We start from the raw sequence: 25797 nt of genomic DNA, 5'->3' as shown, positions 1-25797 counted from the left end.
TGTTTTCCTTAAAATAATACCATTGGCGCAATGAGTTTTATTCATATTTCTTAATGCTGCTGCGTCTAGGATAAATGGGACAGCCGATTTTTTTTATAAGATAAGCGGTTGAATAATTCGGTTTCAAGTTCTATAGTTTAGGTGCAGCCGCAAGTGTCTGGCGATGGATTTAGACGTGCTGGCGATGATGGCATCAATACCCATTTATGACAAGTTGATGTCTCCAGACGGACTAATAATGACCGTTTATTAATAACGGAGTTGGAGTCAATTGCACCGTTTATCTAAATAATATTCGCATTTGTCTATAAGAGTATTGCAGAAACGGGTATCGTTATACAAAACTATATATCAGGGTTAAGATGACATTCAATTGTCAGCTAGACGAAGTCTCTCCACAGAACAACAAGATTCGGCTCAGACCCCTCGGCGATTTTCCGTCATTTCTCAGGGCTTTTAGAAATTGGAAAAGTGGCTGCGTTTTTGAGCGATTACACATAATTATATTCTAACACTAATCCTACTGCGTTTACTGAATTCGTTTTTAAAAGGTTTCCGTTCGGTGGTGACGCAGCGTGTTATCACAGGAATCGAACGGTCTAGGTTGAAACGTAAAGTTTTTTAAGTCATTTTGAGGATTTTATCATGAACACAACACAACCTCTGAATCACGTGCTAAGAAAAGCCGTGCGTGGTTTGTTTTATGCGGGTGTTTCCACTGGTTTATTGCTGGGTATGGGTTTAGCCACTGTTCAAGCGGATGAGCCTGACACCGCCAAAGTTTGCCCAGTGTATGGAATACAAGATAATAATTTGGCCGACAGCCAATTGTTTAAAACCATTATCGATCCCGCTACGCTACAAACAACCTCCTACAATGTCGGGCCTGAGTATGTAGACTATGATCTGGAAGGTTTAGCGATTCATCCAATTACTGGCCAATTGTTTGTGTCCTCTGGCGACGATGCCATTGACCCCGATAAAATCGGTATGCTTTACACCATTGACAAAGATGACGGTCGTTTGCAGCCCATCGGTAAAATTATTGAGGGTGAAGTATCGGCCATCGTGTTTAGCAAAGACGGAAGTGTGTTATGGGGTTGGGTGGATGGTCAAGGTTTGATCACCATCGATCAATCCACTGGCGCGCATACCATGATGTGGGCAAGCGATGCGGTGGTAGAAGACATTGCGATGGGAGTCAATGCTGACGGCGACGAAATTATTTACGGCGTGTCTGGGGATAATTTATATGCGTATAATTTGACAAAAAATACGGCTGCTTTAGAATACTGCGATAAGTTGCCTTCCGAAGCAGAAGCCATTGAAGTGTTGCCTGATGGGTCGTTGTTGTATGCTTTGCACAAAATAAGTGATACAAGATTATACCAATTTAACATGGAAGCAGGTTCTTGCCAAATTATGAATACGGCTGCGATTCCGGCCGGTTACTATGACATGGAAGGTTTGGCTGTTCCAGATACGTGTAAATTATGCCCGCCCGGTGCATGGCAGTATACGCTGGATTCGTTTAAAGACGGCGTAGAAACAACCTCTGCGGGTAATAAAGTGGGCGGAACGTCTTTTGAAATTCATGGAGTCGCCTTTAAACAACAAGGCGATATGATCACCGTGGCGATTCATGCTAATTTGCCTTTGAACGGCGGCACGTGGACTAAAGACGGCGTGGCCAATCACATTGGTTGGGGCGATTTGATTTTAGACTTTAGCGGTAGCCGCAAAGGGGCGCGAGTCGGCAGCAAAGCCGCATCTGACAAGATTTATGCGGTGCGTTTTGCCACACCGAATGACTCTGCAACGGCTGAGAAAGGCTTGTATAGAGTCAGCCAGTTGAAGAATGTTACCATTCCAAATGCGGGTTTTGCGAACTTGCTGGCTGGCAGCAACCACGTGTTTAGATCGAACGGAATCCCGTCATTGGGCGGCTATCCGATGACTCCAGAAATGCGTGATAGTGCGGGTAATCTGATACGTGATAGTATGAACAAAGTGGTTTACGATACTTCGCATTATTTCAATTCAAGCTGGAGCGGCACCAATCAAACTCCCACTTCTCTGGGTGCGGGAACGTTGTTGAGTGATTTGGTTAGCCCCTTAGAATTCAATCTGCAAGATTTGAATTTTGAAGGTGCTGCCGATGCTTTCGTTGAGCCAAGCAGCCATTATAATGTGAGTAAAGACGGTCAATCGGCTATTATCTCTTTTAGCTTTAAACGTGACCCCGGCATGACAGGCAATTTCTTTGCTTATTTATTCACAGAGTGCTTGAATGATGGTATTTTAATGCAAGGCTCTTTTGACGATTGTCCGAATGATTAAAACGATTCATTGATTGCGTTTTAATCGGATAAAACAAAACCGAGTCACACCGTTAATAAAGTGTGGCTCGGTTTTTTACGATTGGGAAATTAGGATTAAATAGTAGGTAGTTAAATAAAAATATCCAGCCAGTTAAAATGGTTTAGAACTTTCACTTTTCTACCGCCTCCTGCTAGGGAAGAATAAGAAGTTGTTTTATTGTTAAAACTAATTCGTTTAAGTGCTTAAACTCCTTACTGTTGCGTTTCGGGTGCGGCTGTAGATTTAGAAGCAGGTGCGGTAGCGGTTTCTGCTTTATCTGCGGCTTCCACCCGTTGAACGCGGTGAATAACGACAGTGGTTTCAGGGACATCAGTGCGGAAAGGACCACCAGAACCTGTGGGGGTGGTTTTGATGGCATCCACCACTTCCATGCCTTCAATCACCTGACCAAACACCGTATACCCCCAACCTTGGGCTGTTTTAGCTTGATGGTCTAAAAAGGTGTTGTCTTTGACGTTAATAAAAAATTGTGCGGTGGCGGAATGGGGGTCTGGGGTGCGCGCCATCGCAATCGTGCCGCGTAGATTTTTCAACCCATTATCGGCTTCGTTCATTACTGGATCGTGCGTTTCTTTTTCGGCGAAATCTTCTCCATAACCGCCGCCCTGAATCATAAAGCCATCGATCACGCGATGAAAAATAGTCCCTGCATAAAAACCTTCATCCACATAACGTAAAAAATTCTCCACCGTTTTGGGCGATTTTTCTGCATCTAATGCCAATACAATATCACCCATAGAAGTTTGCATGACCACCTTTGGATTATCAGCATAACTCAAGCTAAATGATAGCGATAAATAAACAACGAATAAAACACGCCAAAATATCACAAAAAACTCCTTATTGATCATTAAGAAACAGTGCAATCTATTTCTATCATAAACAATTTGACAGATCAAGTGATCTGTTAAAGATCAGCAATTCTCAATTTAAACCATTACAAAAAATAATATTTTTATAACTGATTGAAAGTAAAGATGAGGAACAAACTCAACTGCGCCACTTGTATGGCAAAAGGATGAGCCGCTTCAAACTCTCCCAACCATTCCAAACTGTTGACAATGTCTTCATCGGTCAACCGCTTTTGTGACACCACATTAACCGTTAATCGAATAATTAACACCATTTATCTCGTTTACTTCAAAGAAACGCTTTAATCACAAACGCCATGACTTGACAATTGGATATGGAAAGCCGCATTATTTACCCTGATTTTTTTAGGAATCATCACAGGATTAATATAAACTCTAATGTTTTTTCTCTTGTACCAATTAGCGACACAATAATATGAACGCTCCCCACGATGAATATGCCCAATTACGACAATTATTATTACAAATTGAACAAGATCGATTAGATGAATTAGAAAAACGACTTAACGATCCTCAATTGCGTAGTCAAGAAATAGCCGCTATTTTGGCGCAAGCCATAGAACGCGCGCCTGATTTAAATCAACTCGCCAGTGCGTTAAAAAAGCCCGTACAAACCTGCATTATCGAATCTATGTGTGAAACGCCGCAAACTTTTGCGCGTCCATTACTCACCGCATTAAGCACGCCCATTCAAAAACCCATACAAGCCCGCTTAACCGAATTAGAACAACAACAAATTAATCCTGTTATTCAACGTTTAACTCAATTAGAAACCTTATTACCGCGGTTTGAACAATTAGTTGCCCAATTAGATGATACCGAGAAACGGGTCAGTGACATGGCCAATTTTCTCCCCGAAGCCATTAATAAAGCCAGCATTAGCGAAGAATTAGAACATACTTTACAAAGCCGTTTAACCGAATCTTTAAAAGAACCTGTACAGCGTTGTTTGCGACAATCGATCAGTGAAGATACGCAAGTTTTAGCGGACACTTTATTTCCTGTCATGGGGCCTGCTATTCGTAAATCGATTAATGAAACGTTTAAAGACTTATTACAAGAAATTAATACCCGTTTACAACAAAGTCCTTTTTCTCCCAAGGGGTTAGTTTGGCGTTGGGAGGCGTGGCGCACTTCTACGCCATTACAAGAAATTATTTTACGCGATACCCTAGTTTATCGAGTAGAACAGGTGTTTTTAATTCACCGAGATAGCGGGCTATTAATTCACCATTTACACCAAAATGATATTGAAATTAATGACAGTGATGCGGTGTCAGCAATGCTCACGGCGATTCAAGATTTTATTCATGATTCTTTTTCAGGCACAGACGATGCGCAATTAGAGCGTGTAGAAATTGGTGAATTTACCGTCTGGTTAGAACGTGGGCCAGATGCGATTTTAGCCTCAGTGATTCGTGGTAATGTGCCTTATAGTTATAAAGACATTATGCACGATGCTTTAGAAACTATGCACGCTCGTTATGGTTTTTTATTAGAAAAATTTGATGGTGATAATAGCACTTTAACGCCGATTTTAACAATTTTACAAAAAACATTAGGCTCAGAAATTCGGGATAAACAAGGGCATTATTTTCCACCTGCGGTAGTGGCTGCTTTTGCGGGAATAAGTGCGTTAGCGGTGGCTTTATTAGCGTGGTTTGCTTATGAACAATATCGTATTCAACAACACCGTGAACAACTCATGGCTTATGTCGAAACATTACGCCAAACTCCCGGTATTGTTCCGGTGCAAGCGAATTATGAAGATCGCCATTTAATTTTACACGGATTGCGCGATCCATTAGCCGCTGATCCCCTGCAAATTGCGCTGACTGCACAAGTATCCCCTAATGATATTACGGCCAGTTGGACTCCATATCAAGATTTAACGCCTGTTTTTGTAGAGCAAAGAGCCAAGTTACAACTCGCGCCACCCGACAGTGTTGAGCTACAATTAAAAGGTGATGTTTTACATATTTCTGGGCGTGCCGACCGCGCTTGGATTGAACACGTGCAGCAACAAGCCAGTCATATTACGGGAATTCGGCAAGTAGTGGGCGATCAATTGATCGACAACGATGCCTATTGGCAGCAGACGGATGCCTTATTTCAGAATCTGTTACAACGTTTACGCAACACGCCCGGTCTGGTCATCATCTCGCATCAACGCGAAGCGGGACATCGGGTTATTCGTGGTTTACGCGATCCCTTAGCGGCTGATCCGAATCGTTGGGCTGAAGAAATTGGACTACATGATGTACAAATGCACTGGCAAGCGCACCACGATCTGACTCCTGAGTTTGTTTTACAGCGGGCGCGTCTGGCCTTGCAACCTCCCACGTCGATTCAACTGCATTTAGGCGATGATGCTATTTTACATTTTACAGGCGAAGCCGATCAACTGTGGTTGACCCAAGCGCAACAACGTGCGTTGAGTATTGCGGGGATTCGCACGGTTAATCTGGAGCAAGCGCGCCCTAGTGATGCCTATTGGCTGAATACAGAAGCGCAATTCCAAGCCTTTATCGCCACGCTCAATAGTACACAAGGTATCATCGTCACCGACAGCGGACGAGGTCAAGAACAGCGTTATGTGCGTGGATTACGCGATCCGCTTGCGCCCGATCCGCAGGAAATCGCAGACAAAATGGGCTTAGAACGTCTGACAATGCACTGGCAAATGTTACACACATTATCGCCTGCTTTTGTTTTACAACGGGCGCGGCATTGGTTACAACCGCCGCCGTCGGTGGAATTAGCGGTGCAAGACCATGTTCTTTTTGCGACGGGACAAGCCAGCGCGGAATGGATAAAACACGCTTATCATAATATTGGAAAAATTGCGGGCATTAACGCCCTGAATACTGAAAATTTAACCAATACCGATCAAGCCTGGCAAGCGATGGAAGTGTCTGTGCAACGCCTGCTGACTACGCTAAACACCACGCCCGGCCTAGTGGTGACAGACAGCGGCCGCCGTGATGGACACTTTTATATTCACGGATTACGCGATCCGCTCGCCCCTGATCCACAGCATTTAGCCCAACAAGCGGGCTTGTCTGACATTACCATGCGCTGGCAGCATTATCAAGAATTATCGCCTGCTTTTGTGTTAAGACGGGCGCGGGCGTGGCTGCAACCCCCTCATACGATTGAATTATCTCTGAATGACACTGTATTGACCGTGCGTGGAAATACGGATAAGGCGTGGTTAGATAAATTAAACGACAGCGTGGGCAAAATCGCCGGCATTGACAGTGTTAATACGGAAGCGGTGACGCTGAATGATGCGTATTGGGTTGAAAGTGAAGCGATTTTTCAGGCGTTGGTTACTGTATTGCGCGATACGGACGGTTTAACGGTGATTCATGCCGGCCGACAAGGAGAACATTGGCTTATTCGCGGATTACGTGATCCTTTAGCGGTCGATCCGCAAGAATTGGCAGGGCGTTATCCTGATCTGCGTTTAAAAATGCACTGGCAACCGTATCACGATTTGTCGCCTGTTTTTGTATTAAAACGCGCCCATTTGGCCTTGCAACCGCCGCCGGGTGTGGAATTACATTTAACCGATGATCGTATTTTACAAATCCGTGGCGCAGCCGATCACACATGGATCAGTCAAATACAAACCCAAAGCGGTTATTTAACGGGGATTCGAGAAATCGACACGCAACAATTAAGCAATCAAGATGCAGTGTGGCAGGCTGAACAAGTGCGTTTACAGCAATTGGTGGCGGAATTAAATCGTGTACCGGGCATTATTGTGGTCGATAGTGGAAAAAATGCGTCAGGAGAATGGATGATTCATGGTTTACGCGATCCACAAGCTGATTTTCCCGAACAAGCGGTGATCCATGCGAATTTGCCGACACTTCAGCAAGAATGGCAATTTTATCAAGATTTATCGCCCGCTTTTGTGCAGGCGCGTTTACAACAACAGTTGAAACAAGATCAATTAGACGTTTTGCAATTGAGCATTGATAATCAAGGCGTGGTGCAATTAACGGGAGAAGCGACGGGAGAGCAAATTCGCCGCGCCGCTTCGCAGATTCAACAAGAAGCGGGTGTGAAAGCTGTAGACACTCATGCTGCGATTAATATGACTGAATGGCAAGAGCAAGCCACTGAATTATTTGAAGAATTTTTAGCGACCTTAGGCGATACACCGGGCATCGTGGTGACTTACACCCAACCGCGTGTCGAAGGAGGCTGGTTGGTACAAGGTTTACGCGATCCACTCGCCGCAGACCCGCAAGAGATAGCGCGGCAATTTTTGTTAGACGGTGCCTTGGAAATGTACTGGCACAGTTATCAAGATGTATCACCTGAGTTTTTGTTAAAACACGCCCAACAACGTTTACAGCCGCCGCCTAAGGTTAATTTAACGGTGCGCGATCAAGTTTTACACGTGGAAGGTGAGGCTTCGGCGGCGTGGATTAAGACCTTAGCGCAGCCGTTGGGTTTGCCTTTGCGTATTGATAGCGGTCAATTAATTAATATTGATCAACAGAATTGGCAAGCGGCAATGGCGCGGTTAATGGCCATTAATGTTTTATTTAATGAATCCACTGAATTTCAAGCCCAACAAAATAAGATTTTACGCGAATTGACAGAGACATTACGCGAGTTAATTAAACTCAGTGAAATTTTAGATTATCAAATGCGAATTGAGATTATTGGCGAAACGGATGGTTTAGGAACACGCGCCCATAATTTACAACTCGGCACCGCCCGCGCTCAACGCATGAAAGAGTGGTTAATGGCACAAGGAATTGCAGGAAAATGGCTACATCCCATGTCTACGCATAAAGTGTGTTTTGGTGATGAAGTCGCTAATTTCCAAAATCGGCGGGTTCATTTCCGTTTGGTTTATTAGACAATCTGGATAACTTATTGATTAAACTTCTAAAATCACCACGGCTGCGGCAATTCCTGCACTGTGAGTTAGGCTTAAATGAATGTGCTGCACACCCAATTGTTCACACAACATTTTTGCCGTGCCGTGCGTCACGATATAAGGCGCGCCTGAAGCGCGATTTAACACCTCTATTTCCACAAAAGTCACCGGACGCAATGCACTGCGTCCAATGGCTTTCATAAAGGCTTCTTTTGCTGCAAAACGCCCCGCAAAACGCTCCACAGGATGGCGACAATCGTTGCAGCGACTGGCTTCTTGTGCGGTAAAAATGCGCGTTAAAAAACGTTCTTTAAAACGCGCAATACTCTGTTCAATTCGCTGTTGATCAACAATGTCAATACCCACGCCAATAATCATAATGGTAATAAACGCTGCAATTCTGCAAAATGACTAATGACCGCATCTGCACCAGACAAACGAATATCTTCCCCATGATTATAACCATAATCAACACAAATAATCGGACAACCCGCGTTTCTCGCCGCTTGCACATCATTGGTTGAATCGCCGATCATTAATGTTTGCTCAGGTTTTTTAGAAAAGAAATCCATACAATGGGTTAAAGGCAAGGGATCGGGTTTCTTTGCAGGTAAACTATCTCCCGCGACAATAATGCCGAAATAATCAGCAATGCCTAATTGTTCTAATAACGGGCGTGTAAAGCGTTTAGATTTATTGGTAATGCAGCCCAAATTGCGATAATGTTCATGTAACCACACCAAGCCCTCGCGCACACCGGGATAAAGCTGACTGCGTTGCCCATTCGTATCCCCGTAGCAATCCATAAACAAAGGAAAAGCCTTTGCTAACAAGTCACTGGGCGGCTCGCCGTACATTTCCCCTGTCAAGGTTCGCTTCACCAAGCGTTCTACACCATTACCCACCCATAAACGCACCGAATCCACCCCACGCGCTGGCAAATCAAGCTGTTGCATCATTTGATCCGCCGCATACGCCAAATCAGGAACGCTATCCACCAACGTGCCATCCAAATCGCTCAAAATTAATTCAGGTTTAAACACACCGACCTCGTTATTAAGAAATTCTAAAAATAAGCCATTATAGCGCGTTTATTTTTTTGCAGCAACTTAGCGCGTCACTTTGGCTAATTCAGCACGCATTTTGGCAATGGTTTCTTGATAATTGGGCGTGTTAAAAATAGCCGATCCTGCGACAAAAGTATCTGCGCCTGCTTCGGCAATTTGGCGGATATTATCCACTTTAACGCCGCCGTCAACTTCCAAGCGAATAGGACGGCCACTTTGCTTAATGCGTTCCCGTGCCAATTTTAATTTATCTAACGTCGCAGGAATAAAACTTTGCCCACCAAATCCAGGATTAACCGACATTAATAAAATCATATCGATTTTATCCATCACATAATCAAGATAATGTAAAGGCGTAGCAGGATTAAAAACTAAACCACTTTTACAACCGCAATCTCGAATCAATTGCAAAGTGCGATCAACATGCTCAGAGGCTTCTGGATGAAAAGTGATATAAGTCGCGCCTGCTTTGGCAAAATCGGGAATAATGCGATCCACAGGTTTTACCATTAAATGCACATCAATTTCTGCGCTAATTCCATGCTTACGCAGGGCTTCGCATACTAAGGGGCCAATGGTTAAATTCGGCACGTAATGATTGTCCATGACATCAAAATGAACAATATCCGCGCCTGCAGCCAATACCGTGCTAACTTCCTCTCCTAATCGCGCAAAATCAGCCGATAAAATAGACGGTGCAATGTAATAATCAAACATCTTTCATTATTCCTAAATATCAATTTTTATGGGTCTCGGTTCTTCTAAAAGAACAGGATTATTATAAACAAATTTTATCTAATTAAACTATCTTTTTAATTAATGGTGATGATAAGCGATAATATATAGCAAAATAAAAATCATTTTGTCTGAATCAGAATTTACAGAATTTTAGGATTTTCAGAATTAAAGAATAAAAAATTTACCGAAAATAAACAACGTGCAAGAATTAATTCTGTAAATTCTGATTCTGACAAAAAATCAGTGATAAGAAATTTCCGCATGAGCAAAAAAAGGTTGAAAAAAGCGTTCGGTTAAAGTGATAAAACGCTGGCCAATTAATTGATCCGTATCATGTTGAAAAGCCAATTCATAATAAGGACTTTGATAAAACTCCCCATATTCTTGATAACTGTCATTACGCCATGTTTTTCGAGCTTCTATTAAAGATTTTTCCCGATCCATTTCCGTATGAAAATAATAATTGATGGCATAACTCCATGCGGTTTTAGGAAAGAAAGGCATTAATTCACAACAACCTTGCCAGTAAAAATCAAGTAAATTTTGTAAAATAACACAGGCTTCTTGAGACGGAATAGGACGCAATAAAATTTGACTGTCTTTAGCGAGAAAAATAGACGTATTGGGCAAAAGAGAATCTTCTTTATTCTGGCTATTTAATAGCAAATGATATAACCACAATTTAATCACATCATCGCCTTTCATATCGGCATAACGGTAAAAAAATTGTTGTTTATTCCACAAATGATCTAAATAAGCCGACAGTTGGAATGCTCCTAAAGTCAAATGAATGGCTTGGGGCGTTAAACGGGTGTGAATTATCTCTGTTTTAACTTGATGAATAAACGGTTTAATATCGCTTTCAATGCGATCATAAATGACTTTCCCCACCACACCATGCGGCAATAAACCTTTGGCTTTGGCCACATTAAAATGCGGCGTTAATGCTTCACCTGCTAATGCGGCTTCTATTAATTCTTGGGTAAATTGATAGGCGTTTAAACCTACTAAATTAAACGGCTCATTTTCTTCTAATAATTGTTCTTCATAACTTAAATTAATATCTAAACGCTCTTTTAATAAATATTGTGTTGGATTTTTAAAAAATCGCAATAAATCCAATACATCAACTGTTGTCCAATGACTATCAGGATATGGTAATGCTTGGGTGAGAAAATCGGCTTTTATTGCTTCGCGTTTTTTTAATAGCACAGAGCTGGCTTGGCAATATTCTTTAGAATAACTGAATAATTGCGTTTTTAAAGGCGGGGTCATAAAATAATGAGGACTAAATGGCTGTAACGGATGATGGCATTGAATTAATTCTAAAATTTTCTCGCCATGAATGCCTTTAAAACCTGCCATGAGATAATCTTTTAATTCGCTCACTAATACCGAAGGCGGCAATTCGCTATTATCTTGTACGCTGTGTCCGACGTAACTTAAATAAAAATGATTCCGCGCCGACAATAAGGCTTCTAAAAATAAATAACGATCATTATGGCGTAAAGAACGATCCCCTTTTTTCGGATATTGTGCCATTAAATCAAAACTTAATGGACGTTGCACCCGCGGATAACTGTGATCATTCATGCCCAATAAACAAACCACTTTAAAAGGAATGCTACGCATCGGCAATAACGTGCAGAAAGTAATTTGTCCCGTCAAAAAATGCACGGGTTGATTAATTTCATTTAAATAATTACGTAAATAGGCAATAATAGCGGCAATTCCCAACGGTTGCTCAAATTCAAAACCTTTAATTTGCGTCGTGGTGGCTAATTGTTGAATCACTTTACGAATATGTTGCGCTTCAATTTCTTGCGTTTCGCTGGGTTGGAAAAACTGCCCTAATAAACGCAGTAATAAATTTGCCCATTCGATGGGAGAATGGGATTGAGACAATAAATTGACCGTAGTAAAAAGCTGTTCAATAAATCCTGCTAATTTGCCTAAAATTAAAGTTTCTTGTCCTTCTATTTCATCAAAAGGCAAAATATCTTCAAATAAAACCTGTTGATCAATTAAAGCAAATCCTAATAACAACCGTTCTAAACCCGCACGCCAAGTATTTTCTGGCAAAGCAGGCAGTTTTAATTGCGCCCGATTCGCCGCATCCATTCCCCAACAAATCGCGGTTTTTTGAATCCAATGTTTAATTAATATTAAATCGTCATCAGATAAAGCAAAACGCCGCTGCACCGCGTCCATTTCTAATAAATTTAATACCTCTAAAACAGGAAAACGCCCCCGTTCTAATTCTAAAATGGCAATAAAAGTATTAACCAAACTGCTTTCATGGCGTAAATCCCGATCCGCAATGCTAAAAGGCAATTGCATTTTTCCTTGACGTTCCACGCCAAAAACCGCTTCAATAAATGGCGCATAATCTTCAATTTTCGGCACCATTATCACAATATCACGCGGCAATAATTGCGAATTCATTTCAAATAAATTCAGCAATTGATCATATAACACTTCCACTTCGCGCATCGGACTGTGGCAAATGTGAATTTGTAAAGATTGATCACGGGGGTTAATCAATCCTATTTCTTGATCAATAGGACGATTTTGTAAATTTAAAATATCATTCTGCACTAAATGCAATAATGAATCTTGCTCCGCTTCTATAAATAAATCATAAGATTGATGCGAATAATCTTGAATTAAATCAAAAAAATCTCGCGCCATTTTTCCCATCGAAGCCAATAACGGATTGCCTTTTTCATAATATTGTTCTTCGGGAGAAATAATATTGTCTTTTTGCTTGCGGGCTAATCGCGCCATTTCTACATCAGAGACAATATATCCCCAATGCGCTTGACAGGGATTAAATAAAAATAAATGCACTTCTAAAAACTGACCTAAATAAGCAAATGTTTCTAAATAAACAGGTGGTAAATTAGAAATGCCAAAAATAGAAATTCGCGGCGGTAATTGCGTTAAACAAGGCGTTAAATCAGCCTGCATGAATTTTTGCCAAATTTTAGCGCGATGATCATCGGTTTGATATAAATGAATTAATTCATTCCACAATATCGATTGCCAACCATCGCGCTGCTTTTTATTTTCCCATGAAAATAATAAATCAGGACGATATAAACCATATTGATCAAAAGTATCTGCAATGCGTAAAGACAATTGGAATAATTTAACGCCGTTCGGATCATCATGCAGATAATTTTTTAATTCGGCAAACTCAGGATGATCAAAATAATGCGGCAATAATTCCATAAATTGCCACAACATTACTTCTCGATCAAAAACAGAGAATTCGCTTAATTGACGGAATAAAGAACGAAATAATCGCCAAATAATCGTATTGGGAAAAGGAAATTCAATATTTGCCGCAATGCCCAATCGTTCAGCCAATTGCATAGACAACCAACGTTCCATCCCTTTACTTTGCACCACAATACATTCTGCGAGAAAAGGATGCGCTAAAGGTGTTTTTATTAAAGAACTTAATTGTTCGGCTAATTGTTCTAAACGATTGCTGTGGTAAATGTGAAACATAATGGAGGTGATCAATAAGGCGACAAAATAAAGTCAGAACTATTAAAACAGTTGACTATATTTCATACAAACGGCCACGATTAAAAATATTTTTAGGATCGAAAGCGATTTTTAATTGCTGATGTAAGCCCAAAAGCGGCTCTGAAAGCGGTTGAAAACACGAATGGCGTGCGCCAAAACGGAATAACGTCGCATAACCCCCCGCCGCAGAAACCTGATTACGCAAGGTCATTGCATCTGTATCACTGCGCAACCACCGCTGCGCGCCACCCCATTCTATAATACTTTCTCCCAACAAAGGCAATACAGGAACGGTGGAAGGCAGCGAAAGCCGCCACAAATTTTGTGTTTCATTTTGAAAAAAAGGTAAGCGGTGTTCGCGCAAATCACGCCAAAACGTATCCGCTTGCGGTAAAACATCACCCCCCAATTGTTTAACTGCTGCGTCCACTCCGCGCACGCTGCCTGATAAACGGTAATAAAATTGACCTTGTAAAAATGCCGTTGCCGACAACGGTAAAGGCTGCCCTGCCCATTGATTCATTAAACGTAAACTGGTGGCTGCATCACATTCTCGCGTTAAAGTCACGTGATGAACGGGTTTTGGTAGCACTTTAAGGGACACGTCCAAAAGAATTCCCAACGTTCCCAACGCGCCCACCATCAATCGTGAGACATCGTAACCCGCGACATTTTTCATCACCTCACCACCAAAACGTAACACCTCAGCTTTGCCCGTCAATAACCGCGTACCCAATACAAAATCCGCCGCCGATCCCCAATAAGGGCGCGTCATCCCCGAAAAACCACACGCGATAGTGCCGCCGAGTGTGGCATTTTCCCCAAAATGCGGCGGTTCAAAACCCAAACATTGTCCGGATTCGGCTAAAGTCGTTTCAATTTCTTGTAGTCGCGTACCTGCGCGTGCTGTAATCACCAATTCGCTGGGTTCGTAATTCATAATTCCCGCGTGTTCAGATAAATACAACGGCTCGCCAACAGGTTCTCGTCCATAAAAACGCTTGCTACCACCGCCGATCAGTTCTAAGGGCGTTTCGTCTTGAATTGCAGTACGAACTTTATTTTGTAAAACACCAGTTAAATCGCGCATGGTTCAAAATCTCGGCAAATCAGAATGAGGCAATTGGTTATGATGAACGTGCATCGCGCCCAATTCGGCACAGCGATGTAAGGTTGGCACGGCTTTACCGGGATTGAGCAGGCGCAATGGATCAAAGGCTTCTTTGATGGCGTGAAATTGTTGTAATTCGGCAGAGGCAAATTGGTCACACATTTGGTTAATTTTTTCCACACCCACACCGTGTTCTCCGGTGATGGTGCCGCCCATTTCTACGCATAAGGTGAGAATTTTGCCGCCTAATTCTTCGGTGCGCGCCAATTCGCCGGGAATATTGGCATCGTACATAATTAAAGGGTGCAAATTGCCATCGCCCGCATGAAAAACATTGGCAATGGGTAAATTGTATTCTTGTGATAATTCGTTTAAACGCGTTAATACCGCCGCTAAATGACGACGCGGAATAGTCCCGTCCATACAGTAATAATCAGGAGATAAACGCCCCACCGCCGGAAAAGCCGATTTACGCCCTTTCCAAAATAAAATCCGTTCAGCTTCTGTTTTCGCCACGCGCACCGCTAATGCACCACAATTCTGCATGAGTTGTTCGACTTTTTTCACGTGTTCGTCTACTTCTTCTGTCGTTCCGTCCAATTCGCACAATAAAATCGCTGCAACATCCGTAGGATAGCCCGCATGACAAAAATCTTCCGCCGCACGAATCGCCAATTGATCCATCATTTCCAAGCCCGAGGGGAGAATACCTGATTCAATAATCGTATTGACTGCACGCCCTGCTTGTGCGACATCATCGAAGGTGATCAACAACACTTGTATATCATTAGGTTTGGGAACGAGTTTAACCAACACTTCTACCACAATCCCTAACATGCCCTCCGAGCCGTGCATTAAAGCCAGCAAATGATAACCGGGACTGTCCAATGCACCACTACCAATATGGAGTAATTCGCCTGTCACCATCACCACTTTTAACGCCAACACATTGTGAACGGTTAAACCATATTTTAAACAATGCACGCCCCCCGAATTTTCCGCCACATTGCCCCCAATAGAACAAGCAATTTGGGAAGACGGATCGGGCGCGTAATAAAGTCCATATTGACTCGCCGCTTCCGTAATCGCTAAATTACGCACGCCCGGTTCAATACGAGCAGTACGACTGAGCGGGTCTAATTCTAAAATACGATTTAATTTACTAAGACTGAGTAACACACTATGATCGTCCGGCAACGCACTGCCCGACAATCCCGTTCCCGCACCGCGAGCGATCACCGGCACCCGTCGTTCGTAACATACGCGCATAATCTGTTGCACCTGCGCCACCGATTCAGGCAATACGACCATCATGGGTAAATGGCGAAAAGCCGAAAGTCCATCACATTCATAAGGATGCAAATCTTCGGGTTCAGATAAAACGGCGTTTTTGGGGAGAAAAGTGAGGAATTGGGAAAGGAGTTCCCGTTTATCACAGGGCGTATGATGCAAGCCGGGATCGTGGTAATCCGTGCCGCGAGGCGTTGTATTTTCTGGGGAATAGGTCATGATGCGTTGTCTTGCAGTGATGGCCGAATTGTAGAATCAGAATATAATAAAAATATTCTGATTCAAAGTTCTCGTACTAACGCTTACGCGCATTGGCCAGTGCTTCGGCCAGCGCAGAACCAAAAGCGGTCATGGGTTGTGCTTGTGCGGGTTGGGATTTTGGGGACTTGTGGGTTTTCGATGCGGCCACGGCGGGTTTTTTCCCTTTACCGGCTGGAGATGAATGGGCATCTGTATGTCGTTTAGGGGCAGAAGAGGACTCTGTTCTTCCAGCGCGGGACTCGTGAGATTCGCTGGCCTCTTGTAAACGCATGGTTAAAGCCACCCGTTTGCGTTTCAAATCCACTTCTAACACTTTGACTTTAACCACATCTCCCGCTTTGACCACATCTCGCGGGTCTTTGACAAAGCTGTTGGCTAAGGCAGAAATATGTACTAAACCGTCTTGATGCACGCCAATGTCCACAAATGCGCCAAAATTCGTCACATTGGTGACTACGCCTTCCAAAATCATACCCGGTTGCAAATCGTCTAATTGCGCCACATCATCACGAAATGCAGCGGTTTTAAATTCGGGACGGGGGTCGCGGCCGGGTTTTTCCAATTCTTTTAAAATATCGGTGACCGTTGGCAAACCAAAACGCTCATCGACGAAATCGGCCGGCGATAAACTGCGTAAAAATGACGTATCACCTAACACGACTTTAATGGGTTTTTGACACTGTGCCAAAATACGTTCCACGATAGGATAGGCTTCGGGATGCACAGCCGATGCGTCTAAGGGATTATCGCCGTCGGCAATGCGCAAAAATCCTGCGGCTAATTCAAATGTTTTCTCACCCAAACGGGGAACTTTGAGTAATAATTGGCGATTTTTGAAGGGGCCATTTTCATCGCGGAAACTGACAATATTGCGGGCTAAACTGGGACTTAATCCAGAAATACGACTGAGTAAAGATACCGAAGCAGTATTCACATCCACGCCAACGGCATTAACGCAGTCCTCTACCACCGCATCTAGCGAATGGGCTAATTGTGTTTGATTGACATCGTGTTGATATTGGCCGACTCCGATAGATTTAGGGTCAATTTTGACCAATTCGGCCAGCGGGTCTTGTAAACGTCGAGCAATCGAAACCGCACCACGCAGTGATACATCCAAATCAGGAAATTCCTGCGCTGCCAATTCTGAAGCCGAATAAACCGACGCGCCCGCTTCAGACACCATGACTTTACTTAATTTTAATTCAGGATGTTGACGCATTAAATCAGCGACTAAGCGATCCGTTTCTCGTGAAGCGGTGCCGTTGCCGACGCTGACCAATTCTACTTGGTGCGCCGCACACACCGCGGCTAACACTTGGATAGACTCATTCCATTGATTTTTAGGGGCGTGGGGGTAAATGGTGCCGTGGGCGACCAATTTTCCCGTGCCATCCACCGCGGCATATTTCACGCCCGTGCGAATGCCGGGGTCTAAGCCTAAAGTGGTGCGTCGGCCGGCAGGTGCGGCCAACAGTAAATCGTGTAAATTGCTGGCGAAAACCTTGATCGCTTCCGATTCAGCGGCCTCGCGTAAACGCAATAATAATTCAGATTCTAAATGTAAACGAATTTTAAACCGCCACGCATGACGTACCGTTTCTGACAACCACGCATCGGCTTTACGCCCTTGATTTTCAATATGAAAAAACTGCGCGATCTGCACTTCGCACGAATGCGTGTCACTGCTGTCTTCGTCCAGTTTTAACTGAATATTCAAACGCAACACTTCTTCATTGCGACCGCGAAACAAAGCCAAGGCACGGTGAGACGGAATATTTTTTAACGCTTCGTTATACTCGAAATAATCAGAAAATTTCGCCCCACTCTCTGCCTTTCCTTCGACCAAAGAAGACACCAATAACGCATTATCCCAGAGGAACTCGCGCAAACGCCCTAATAACTCGGCATTTTCAGCGAACTGTTCCATTAAAATTTGCCGTGCGCCATCCAAAACGGGTTTAATTTCCGTTAAAGCGTGATCAGGATTAAAATATTGCGTGGCCAGCACGTCGGGGTCTACAGTAGGGTCTTGCAACAGCGCGAGAGCGAGGGGTTCTAAGCCGGCTTCGCGGGCGATTTGGGCTTTAGTGCGCCGTTTGGGTTTATAAGGCAGATACAAATCTTCTAAGCGATTTTTCGTGTCTGCGGCGTGGATGTCTTGGGCTAATTCGGGCGTTAATTTACCTTGCTCCTCAATACTGCGTAAAATGGTCTCGCGGCGTTCTTCCAATTCGCGCAGATAACGCAGGCGTTCTTCTAAGGTGCGCAATTGCGTATCATCTAAGCCGCCAGTCGCTTCTTTACGATAGCGTGACACAAAAGGCACGGTTGCGCCCTCATCCAGCAGACGAATCGCAGCGGTAATCTGCCAATCCTGCACCGAAAGTTGTTCGGCAATCCGTTGAGCAATGGTATTCATGGGTTAATCGACAATCCGATATTTTTTAAAGACAAGGCCACCGTCGCAAAACGGGGCAAAACTAAGGGTAAACTCTGATCAGGCAGAGGTGCAGACACTGGAATTGACTGGTTTTAGCTCTGAAAAAGAGCCTGCATTCAAGTCCAACAAATCGTCAAGCTATGATAACAGATCATAAAGACAAGTCACGTTTTTTTTTGAAATGGGAATCGATAAATAAGAAATAAATGCGTGATCATGCGATAATGAGCCATTATTTTTTCTCAAAATCTTGTTAAAATTTTACACAGGTAAATTTCAATGTATAATCCTGTTTTTACATTAAAAAATCGTCTAATTACACTGGCTTTTGTTTTATTAATTCTTCTCAGTGCGGGCATTGGGATGAGTCTTTGGTATTTACAACAATTAAATCAGTTGTCACGAGATTTATCCGAATTAGAATTACCGTTATTAAACCAATTGATTGATTTTCAACAAAATCAAAGTGAATTGCATTTATGGCTGATGCAATTTATGAATCATCATGATTCTTTGCCCACCCGTTTTTATGTAGAACAACAGCAATTGCGCCAATCGATGGATTTAACGCAGTTAGAAACCATTTTAAAGATCGCCCTACGCACCAGTGCAAACATTGAACGACAAGAATATATTGAGCATTTACGTAAGGAAGTCGCCTTATTAAAAGAACAACAACGCCGTTATGAACACACTATTTTAGAATGGTTAGAATTATTCAGCCGAACAGAAACCAACCCGCAAACCATACAACAACATTACACCCAATTACAACCGCAATTTCAGGCTTTAAAAACATTAAGTGATGGGGTGCGTCTTAGTTTAGAAAAATCCAGCGCGCAAAAATTAATACGGCAAAAAAACTTGAGTGAATTATTTTATCAAAGTTCACTGAGTTTATTTGTGTTGGCTTCATTTTTTATTATTGGATTTATTGCCTTGCTTTATCGTTATTTGCGTCGTCAACTGGGGGGGGAGTTAGAAGTATTGCAGCAGATCATGCAGAAAATTTTGCAATATGACGAAACGGAATCTCGTTTGCCGATTCAACGCACTTTACATGAGCAACTTTCTCATTTACATCGTCGTTTGGGTTTATTGTGTCAGAATTTAAAACGTTTAAATCAAGGCGATTTAGCTTTAATTAATATGGACAATATGGAGCCAAACGGTTTGCATTATAAACTGGCTCAAATTTCTCAACGTTTACTGGCAATTAAAGAATTATCACAAGCGGTGGCACGTGGTGATTATAGCCAACATTTAACGGTGCAAAGTGAACAAGATCAATTAGCCCAAAGCATTAATCAAATGCTGTTACAAATGCAGCAAGTTACAGAAGAAAGTCAACGTTCTGATTGGTTAAAAACGGGACAAACCGAATTAAATGAACGAATGCGCGGCGAACAAGACCCTATGCAATTAATGCAAAATGTGCTGGATTTTCTCGCCACTTATTTAAAAGCGCAAGTAGGTGCGTTTTATTTGGGTAAATCAAACCGTGCATTTTCTTTAATATGCAGTTATGCTTATCATCATAGAAATAATGATGAACATCAATTTAAATTAGGCGAAGGATTAATTGGTCAAGCGGCTTTAGAAAAGAAATTAATTGTATTTAATCAACTGGATGAAAAATCCACTGATTTAACCATTCAAACGGGATTAGGTGCGGCAATACCGAATGCCATTTGTGTGTTGCCTTTGGTTTATGAACAAGAAGTTTTAGGTGTTTTAACTTGGGGCAGTCGCTATGCGTTTATGCCCAGTGATATAGAATTATTAAATCGCGTGGTGGATAATATTGCTATTGGTTTAAAATCTTCTTTATCGCAATTAGAAATGCGGGCGTTATTAGAAGAATCGCAAAAATTAACCGAAGAATTGCAAAATCAACAAAGCGAAATCATCAGCCAAGAAACCCGCATTCGTGCTATTCTCAATACGGTGGTTGATGCCATTATTACCATTGATGAAAAAGGGCGAATTGAGTCATTTAATAAAGCCGCTGAAAAATTATTTGGCTATCACAGTGAAGAAGTGATTAATCAGCCGATTGAATGGCTAATGCCAGAGCCTTATCGCAGCGAACATGGAGGCTATTTACAACGTTATTTAGCGACGGGCCAAGCCCATATTATTGGCAATCCGCGTGAGTTAATGGCACAACGTAAAGATGGAGAAAAATTCCCCATTGATTTAGCAGTGAGTGAGATGTATTTGGGAGAACGGCGTTTATTCACGGGCATTATTCGCAACATCACGGAACGCAAACATGCGGAAGAAGAATTGCGTGTGCGTCAAGCCCAATTGCAAACGCAAAATGAAGAAATGCAAGCGCAAAATGAAGAGTTACAAGCCCAGCAAGAAGAATTGCAATCTCAACAGGATGAATTGCGTAAAACCAATGATGTATTAGAAAGCAAAACCCGTGAATTAGAACAGCAAAAAGCAGAAATTAATCGCCAAAATAAAATCCTGCAACAACATCGCAAAGAAATAGAAATTAAAGCCGAAGAATTGACTAAAGTCAGTCAATATAAATCCGAGTTTTTAGCCAATGTTTCCCATGAATTGCGTACGCCGTTAAATAGTCTGCTAATTTTAGCAGGATTATTGTCAGAAAATCGCAGTCAAAATTTATCTGAAAAACAAGTGGAACAAGCCAAAACAATTTATAGTTCTGGCAAAGATTTATTAACCTTAATCGATGAGATTTTAGACTTATCTAAGATTGAATCAGGACGCATGGAATTAACGCCAGATGATATTCCAATTGATGCTTTATTTGCCAGTTTAAAGCGCAAATTTCAACCGATAGCCGAAAGCCGATCTTTAGCTTTTCGTCAATTGTATGGAGAAAACATTCCCACCTCTATTTACACTGATGAACAACGCTTGCAACAAGTGTTAAAGAATTTATTATCGAATGCTTTTAAATTTACGGCATCTGGTGAGGTGTGTTTAGAAGTGGAATTATTAAATAATCCACCGCAATTAGCGGCAGGACAATGGTTGGCTTTTCACGTTAAAGACACTGGTATTGGCATTCCTGAAGATAAGCAAGCGGTCATTTTTGAAGCCTTTAAACAATTAGATGGCACCATTAGCCGTCGTTATGGAGGGACGGGATTGGGTTTATCCATTTCTCGCCAATTGGCGCAATTATTAGGCGGGGAATTGTGGCTTAAAAGTGTACTGCATCAAGGCAGTGTGTTTTCTTTGGTTTTGCCTTTGCGCATTCCTAATATTTATTTACTTTCAGGGGAAAAAAATATCTCCGCACAAGTCGAGAAAATAGAAGCCGTAAAAACCAAATCAGATTCAGTAATAGAAAACACCATACTTAATACCGTAGAATTATTAGAATCTGTAGAAATAGAAATCAGTGAATCCGTGAAAGAAAAACCGCGTTTTGCGCCTGCACCTGTGCCTTTTTTAATGTTTCAATCTCCGCCCGCTACAATTCCCGATGACAGAAATATTTTACAAAAAAATGATCGAGTATTGTTACTGATTGATGATGATCATGTTTTTCTTAAATTACTAAAAGAATTAGCCAATGAACGTGGCTTTAAATGTTTATTAGCCGAAGATGGCATGACAGGCTTATTGTTGGCAGAAGAATATCGTCCTTCGGCGATTATTCTCGACGTGAATATTCCGCGAGTGAATGGCTGGGGTGTCATGGAAAGTTTAAAAGATGCGGCCAATACGCGACATATTCCCGTTTATTTCGTTTCAGGCACAGATAAACCGCAATTAGCCCATCAATTAGGCGCAATTGGCTTTTTATTAAAACCTGCTACCCATCAAAAATTAGAATTGGCTTTACAAACCATAGAAGAATTTATTGCGCGCTCAACTAAAAGTATTTTATTATTCAGCCATTATCCAGAGCGACAAAATACTTTATTAAATATGCTGTCTATTAAAGCAGTGCAATGGTTTACCAGCACTCGCTTAGAAGATTGTTATGCGACACTGAATGAACACACGATTGATTGCCTCATTATCGATGTGGAACAACAAGCCCAATCAGACTTATTATCGCTGTTACAAGAAACAGAACAATTTGTGCATCTTCCTATTATTATTTACACGGATAAATCATTGGTATCGGTTAAAAAATTATTGGTCAAATCAGTTTCTTCTATGGAGCAATTGTTGGATCAAGTGATGTTGTTTTTACATCAAGCAGAAGTGTCTTTACCTATTGAAACACAACGTATTTTACGTTCAGCCCACGACCGTGAAGCCTTATTAGCACGTAAGAAAGTGTTAATTGTTGATGATGATGTACGCAATACTTTTGCGCTAACCACTTTTTTAGAAGAGCGAGAAATGGAAGTATTGGTTGCTGAAAATGGACGCAAAGGTTTATCCTTATTAGAAGAAAATCCTGACATTGCTATTGTGTTAATGGATATTATGATGCCAGAAATGGACGGCTATCAAGCCACTCGTGAAATTCGCAGTCAATTGCGCTTTAGAGATTTGCCTATTATTGCCTTAACCGCGAAGGCAATGAAAGGTGATCGCAGCAAATGTATTGAGGCGGGTGCTAGCGATTATTTAACTAAGCCTGTAGATACGGATCGTTTAATTTCATTAATGCGCGTTTGGTTATATCGTTAAGCGGTTTGTTTTCTCGCCTGAAAATTTTTTGGGTGTTAAAATAAATGTGAAATTGTGGCATAATAAACGAAGAAGTGACCCACTCAATAAATCCGTTAAAAGAATACAGTTTTTTATTTTTGAAAAGTAGGAACACACCAATGGCTGAACTTAATTTTGAACAAGCCCGCTTTAATATGGTCGAACAACAAGTGCGCACGTGGGAAGTATTAAATCAAGATGTTTTAGATTTAATGATGACAATTCCCCGCGAGGCTTTTGTGCCAGAAAGCTATCGACATTTGGCTTTTGCAGATATTCAAATTCCTTTGGGCTGTGGGCAAGTGATGATGTCGCCAAAACAAGAAGGACGCTTGTTACAAGCACTCGCTTTACAAGACACAGATCGAGTATTAGAAATCGGTACAGGCAGTGGTTATTTAACTGCGCTATTAGCCCATTCGGTTAATCATGTGGATACTGTTGAATATCATGCTGAATTAGCCGAAAAAGCCACCGCTTGTTTAAAAGCGCAAAATATTCGCAATGTAAATCAAGATGTTGGCAATGGTTTGCACGGCTATCATTCTGATCAACGTTACGATGCGATTGTATTGACGGGGTCTGTGCCGTCTATTCCTGCTCATTTCCAAAATCAATTAGAAATTGGTGGGCGTTTATTAGCGATTGTAGGCCATGCGCCCATTATGGAAGCCTGTTTAATTCAACGCATTTCTGAAATAGAATGGATTGAAGACAGCTTATGTGAATTATTTGTGCCTGCATTAATTGGCGCACCGAAAGCCAATGGTTTCGTTTTTTAAGAGATCATAATGCGTCATTTTCAACCCTCAGAATTAAAGCGTTATCTTGAAAGTGGCGCAACGCCTTTATTGCTAGATGTCAGAGAATTATGGGAATATGAAATTTGTCATTTGCCTAATTCTATTTTATTGCCGATGGGACAAATTTCTCAACGATTTTCTGAGCTTGATCCGAATGCAGAAATAGTGGTTATTTGTCATCACGGCATTCGCAGTCGCCAAGTGGCATTATGGTTAGAACATTACGGATTCCATTCGCTGATTAATTTACAAGGTGGAATTGATGCGTGGGCTAAAACGGTTGATCCACAAATGTCTACTTATTAATCGGTTTAAATTAAAACCTTTTTTGTTAAAACAAGGGATTAAATCAATGCGTTATTCTATCGCTTTATGGGTCTTATTAGGGACAATCGTAGTGTCTCCATTACAAGCGGAATCATTGCTGCAAATTTTTCAACAAGCAGAAAGCAATGATCCACAGCTTAAAATTGCAGAATCTGACCGTTTAATTGCAGAGCAAAATCGCCCATTGGCTCAAGCGGGATTATTACCTGTGGTGAGATTGCAGGGGGCATTAAATGAGAATTATAACACGGCGGATTTTTTCGGTAATGACAGCAATGAAAATACCAGTTTAGGTTACACCGTATCTTTATCCATGCCGCTTTATGATCCTGATAAACAATTGGCGATTGATCAAGTTGATGTGAGCATTCAACAAGCTCTCGCTAATTTTGAAAGTGCGCGGCAAAATTTAATGTTAAGGGTTTCTGATGCTTATTTTAACGTGTTAGCGCGGCAAGATGATGTGCGCTTTACTGAATCCACTCGCCTTGCTTTAGCGCGGCAATTAGAGCAGACGAAACAACGTTTTGAAGTCGGTTTAATTGCGATTACTGATGTGCAAGAATCGCAAGCGGGTTATGATGCGGCGATTGCTGAGGTGATTCGGACTAAGAATTTTCTAGATAATGCGTATCAAGTTTTACGCGAAATTACAGGGCGTTATTATCAAAATTTATCGACTTTAAAAACAGATGTTACTTTATTAAATCCAGACCCTAATGATATTAAAAAATGGGTGGATACTGCTTTAGAACAAAATCCTGCGATTATTGCCAGTCAATTAGCCGTAGAAATAGCGCGACAAGCTATTGAGCGGGCGCGCACTGCGGAATTGCCTTTAGTGGGTTTGGGGGCGAGTCATGGTTATGAACATGTTTTGCGCGGCGATACTAATCCCAATATGAGCGATGGCAATACTCGCAATCAAATTGGTGTTAATGTCAGTTATAATCTTTACACCGGCGGCGCAACGCGAGCGCAAATTAGCATTGCTCAACAACAACATGCTAAAGCCATTGATAATTTAGAACAAGTACGGCGTAATATAGAAAGACAAGTGCATAATAGTTACCTTAATGTGTTGTCTAATATCAGCCAAGTTCAGGCATTAGAACAAGCCGTTCGTTCTCAAGAAACCGCGTTAGAAGCCACACAAACGGGCTTTGATGTGGGAACGCGCACTTCGGTTGATGTTTTGGAATCGCAACGTCGTTTATTAGGCGCGTTACGGGATTATTCCCAAGCGCGTTATAATTATGTTCTCGCCACCTTGCAATTAAAACAAGCCGCAGGCATTTTAAATGTGAAAGATTTGCAAACCATTAATACTTGGCTAACTGACGCATCTGAAGCACATACCAGTCCCGTCATGGATAATCCTGAAATTAATGCGGAATAATGGGC

The 25797-nt window shown here is 41.9% G+C and carries 15 protein-coding genes; 6 read left to right on the top strand and 9 right to left on the bottom strand.

The genetic code is table 11. The features are described 5' to 3' along the window. Nucleotides 1-645: 645 nt before the first annotated feature. Nucleotides 646-2340, top strand: a complete 1695-nt coding sequence (locus TPSD3_RS15305; RefSeq protein ID WP_086489404.1) for an XDD3 family exosortase-dependent surface protein — start codon at nucleotides 646-648, stop codon at nucleotides 2338-2340. 233 nt (nucleotides 2341-2573) lie between these two features. On the opposite strand, the gene TPSD3_RS15300 is transcribed toward TPSD3_RS15305, so the two are convergent. Both TPSD3_RS15300 and TPSD3_RS17645 read right to left on the bottom strand, forming a co-directional pair. After that, nucleotides 2574-3212 (bottom strand): peptidylprolyl isomerase, encoded by a 639-nt coding sequence (locus tag TPSD3_RS15300; RefSeq protein ID WP_425353093.1) that lies wholly within the window; start codon nucleotides 3210-3212, stop codon nucleotides 2574-2576. A gap of 125 nt (nucleotides 3213-3337) precedes the next feature. Next, a complete protein-coding gene (locus TPSD3_RS17645; protein WP_176329895.1) occupies nucleotides 3338-3508 on the bottom strand; it encodes a hypothetical protein in 171 nt (56 codons plus the stop codon). Between the two features lie 161 nt (nucleotides 3509-3669). Between TPSD3_RS17645 and TPSD3_RS15295 the strand changes: the two genes are divergently transcribed. Next, nucleotides 3670-8136 carry an OmpA family protein gene (locus TPSD3_RS15295; protein ID WP_086489402.1) on the top strand — a complete coding sequence of 1489 codons (4467 nt, stop codon included), beginning with the start codon at nucleotides 3670-3672 and terminating at the stop codon, nucleotides 8134-8136. Nucleotides 8137-8157: 21 nt separating this feature from the next. On the opposite strand, the gene acpS is transcribed toward TPSD3_RS15295, so the two are convergent. From acpS to TPSD3_RS15260, 7 genes are all read right to left on the bottom strand, one after another. Further along, nucleotides 8158-8535, bottom strand: coding sequence for a holo-ACP synthase (gene acpS / locus TPSD3_RS15290; protein ID WP_086489401.1), 378 nt, complete (start codon nucleotides 8533-8535; stop codon nucleotides 8158-8160). Then, nucleotides 8532-9200 carry a phosphoglycolate phosphatase gene (locus TPSD3_RS15285; RefSeq protein WP_086489400.1) on the bottom strand — a complete coding sequence of 223 codons (669 nt, stop codon included), beginning with the start codon at nucleotides 9198-9200 and terminating at the stop codon, nucleotides 8532-8534. The genes acpS and TPSD3_RS15285 overlap by 4 nt, the downstream gene beginning before the upstream one ends. A gap of 66 nt (nucleotides 9201-9266) precedes the next feature. After that, complete coding sequence (rpe, locus tag TPSD3_RS15280) at nucleotides 9267-9941, bottom strand: ribulose-phosphate 3-epimerase (protein ID WP_086489399.1); 675 nt, start codon at nucleotides 9939-9941, stop codon at nucleotides 9267-9269. Between the two features lie 261 nt (nucleotides 9942-10202). Continuing rightward, nucleotides 10203-13478, bottom strand: coding sequence for an exodeoxyribonuclease V subunit gamma (gene recC, locus TPSD3_RS15275; protein WP_086489398.1), 3276 nt, complete (start codon nucleotides 13476-13478; stop codon nucleotides 10203-10205). Nucleotides 13479-13533: 55 nt separating this feature from the next. Beyond that, nucleotides 13534-14589: a glycolate oxidase subunit GlcE gene (glcE, locus tag TPSD3_RS15270; protein WP_086489397.1), complete on the bottom strand. Its 1056-nt coding sequence runs from the start codon at nucleotides 14587-14589 to the stop codon at nucleotides 13534-13536. A gap of 3 nt (nucleotides 14590-14592) precedes the next feature. After that, nucleotides 14593-16119: an FAD-linked oxidase C-terminal domain-containing protein gene (locus tag TPSD3_RS15265; RefSeq protein WP_086489396.1), complete on the bottom strand. Its 1527-nt coding sequence runs from the start codon at nucleotides 16117-16119 to the stop codon at nucleotides 14593-14595. Between the two features lie 76 nt (nucleotides 16120-16195). Next, nucleotides 16196-18583: a Tex family protein gene (locus TPSD3_RS15260; RefSeq protein ID WP_086489395.1), complete on the bottom strand. Its 2388-nt coding sequence runs from the start codon at nucleotides 18581-18583 to the stop codon at nucleotides 16196-16198. Nucleotides 18584-18883: 300 nt separating this feature from the next. Between TPSD3_RS15260 and TPSD3_RS15255 the strand changes: the two genes are divergently transcribed. From TPSD3_RS15255 to TPSD3_RS15240, 4 genes are all read left to right on the top strand, one after another. Beyond that, nucleotides 18884-23242, top strand: coding sequence for a response regulator (locus tag TPSD3_RS15255; RefSeq protein ID WP_086489394.1), 4359 nt, complete (start codon nucleotides 18884-18886; stop codon nucleotides 23240-23242). Between the two features lie 140 nt (nucleotides 23243-23382). Beyond that, the gene (locus TPSD3_RS15250) at nucleotides 23383-24045 is read left to right on the top strand and encodes a protein-L-isoaspartate O-methyltransferase family protein (RefSeq protein WP_086489393.1); all 663 of its coding nucleotides are present in this window, start codon (nucleotides 23383-23385) and stop codon (nucleotides 24043-24045) included. Between the two features lie 9 nt (nucleotides 24046-24054). Continuing rightward, nucleotides 24055-24372, top strand: coding sequence for a rhodanese-like domain-containing protein (locus TPSD3_RS15245; protein ID WP_086489392.1), 318 nt, complete (start codon nucleotides 24055-24057; stop codon nucleotides 24370-24372). Nucleotides 24373-24418: 46 nt separating this feature from the next. Beyond that, on the top strand, nucleotides 24419-25792 hold the full coding sequence (locus TPSD3_RS15240; RefSeq protein WP_176329894.1) for a TolC family outer membrane protein: 1374 nt from the start codon (nucleotides 24419-24421) through the stop codon (nucleotides 25790-25792). The last annotated feature ends 5 nt before the right edge of the window (nucleotides 25793-25797 follow it).

This window comes from Thioflexithrix psekupsensis (assembly GCF_002149925.1).
Lineage (GTDB): Bacteria > Pseudomonadota > Gammaproteobacteria > Beggiatoales > Beggiatoaceae > Thioflexithrix > Thioflexithrix psekupsensis.
Note: the sequence above shows the minus strand (reverse complement) of the source record. Positions and strands in the feature narration are given on the sequence as shown.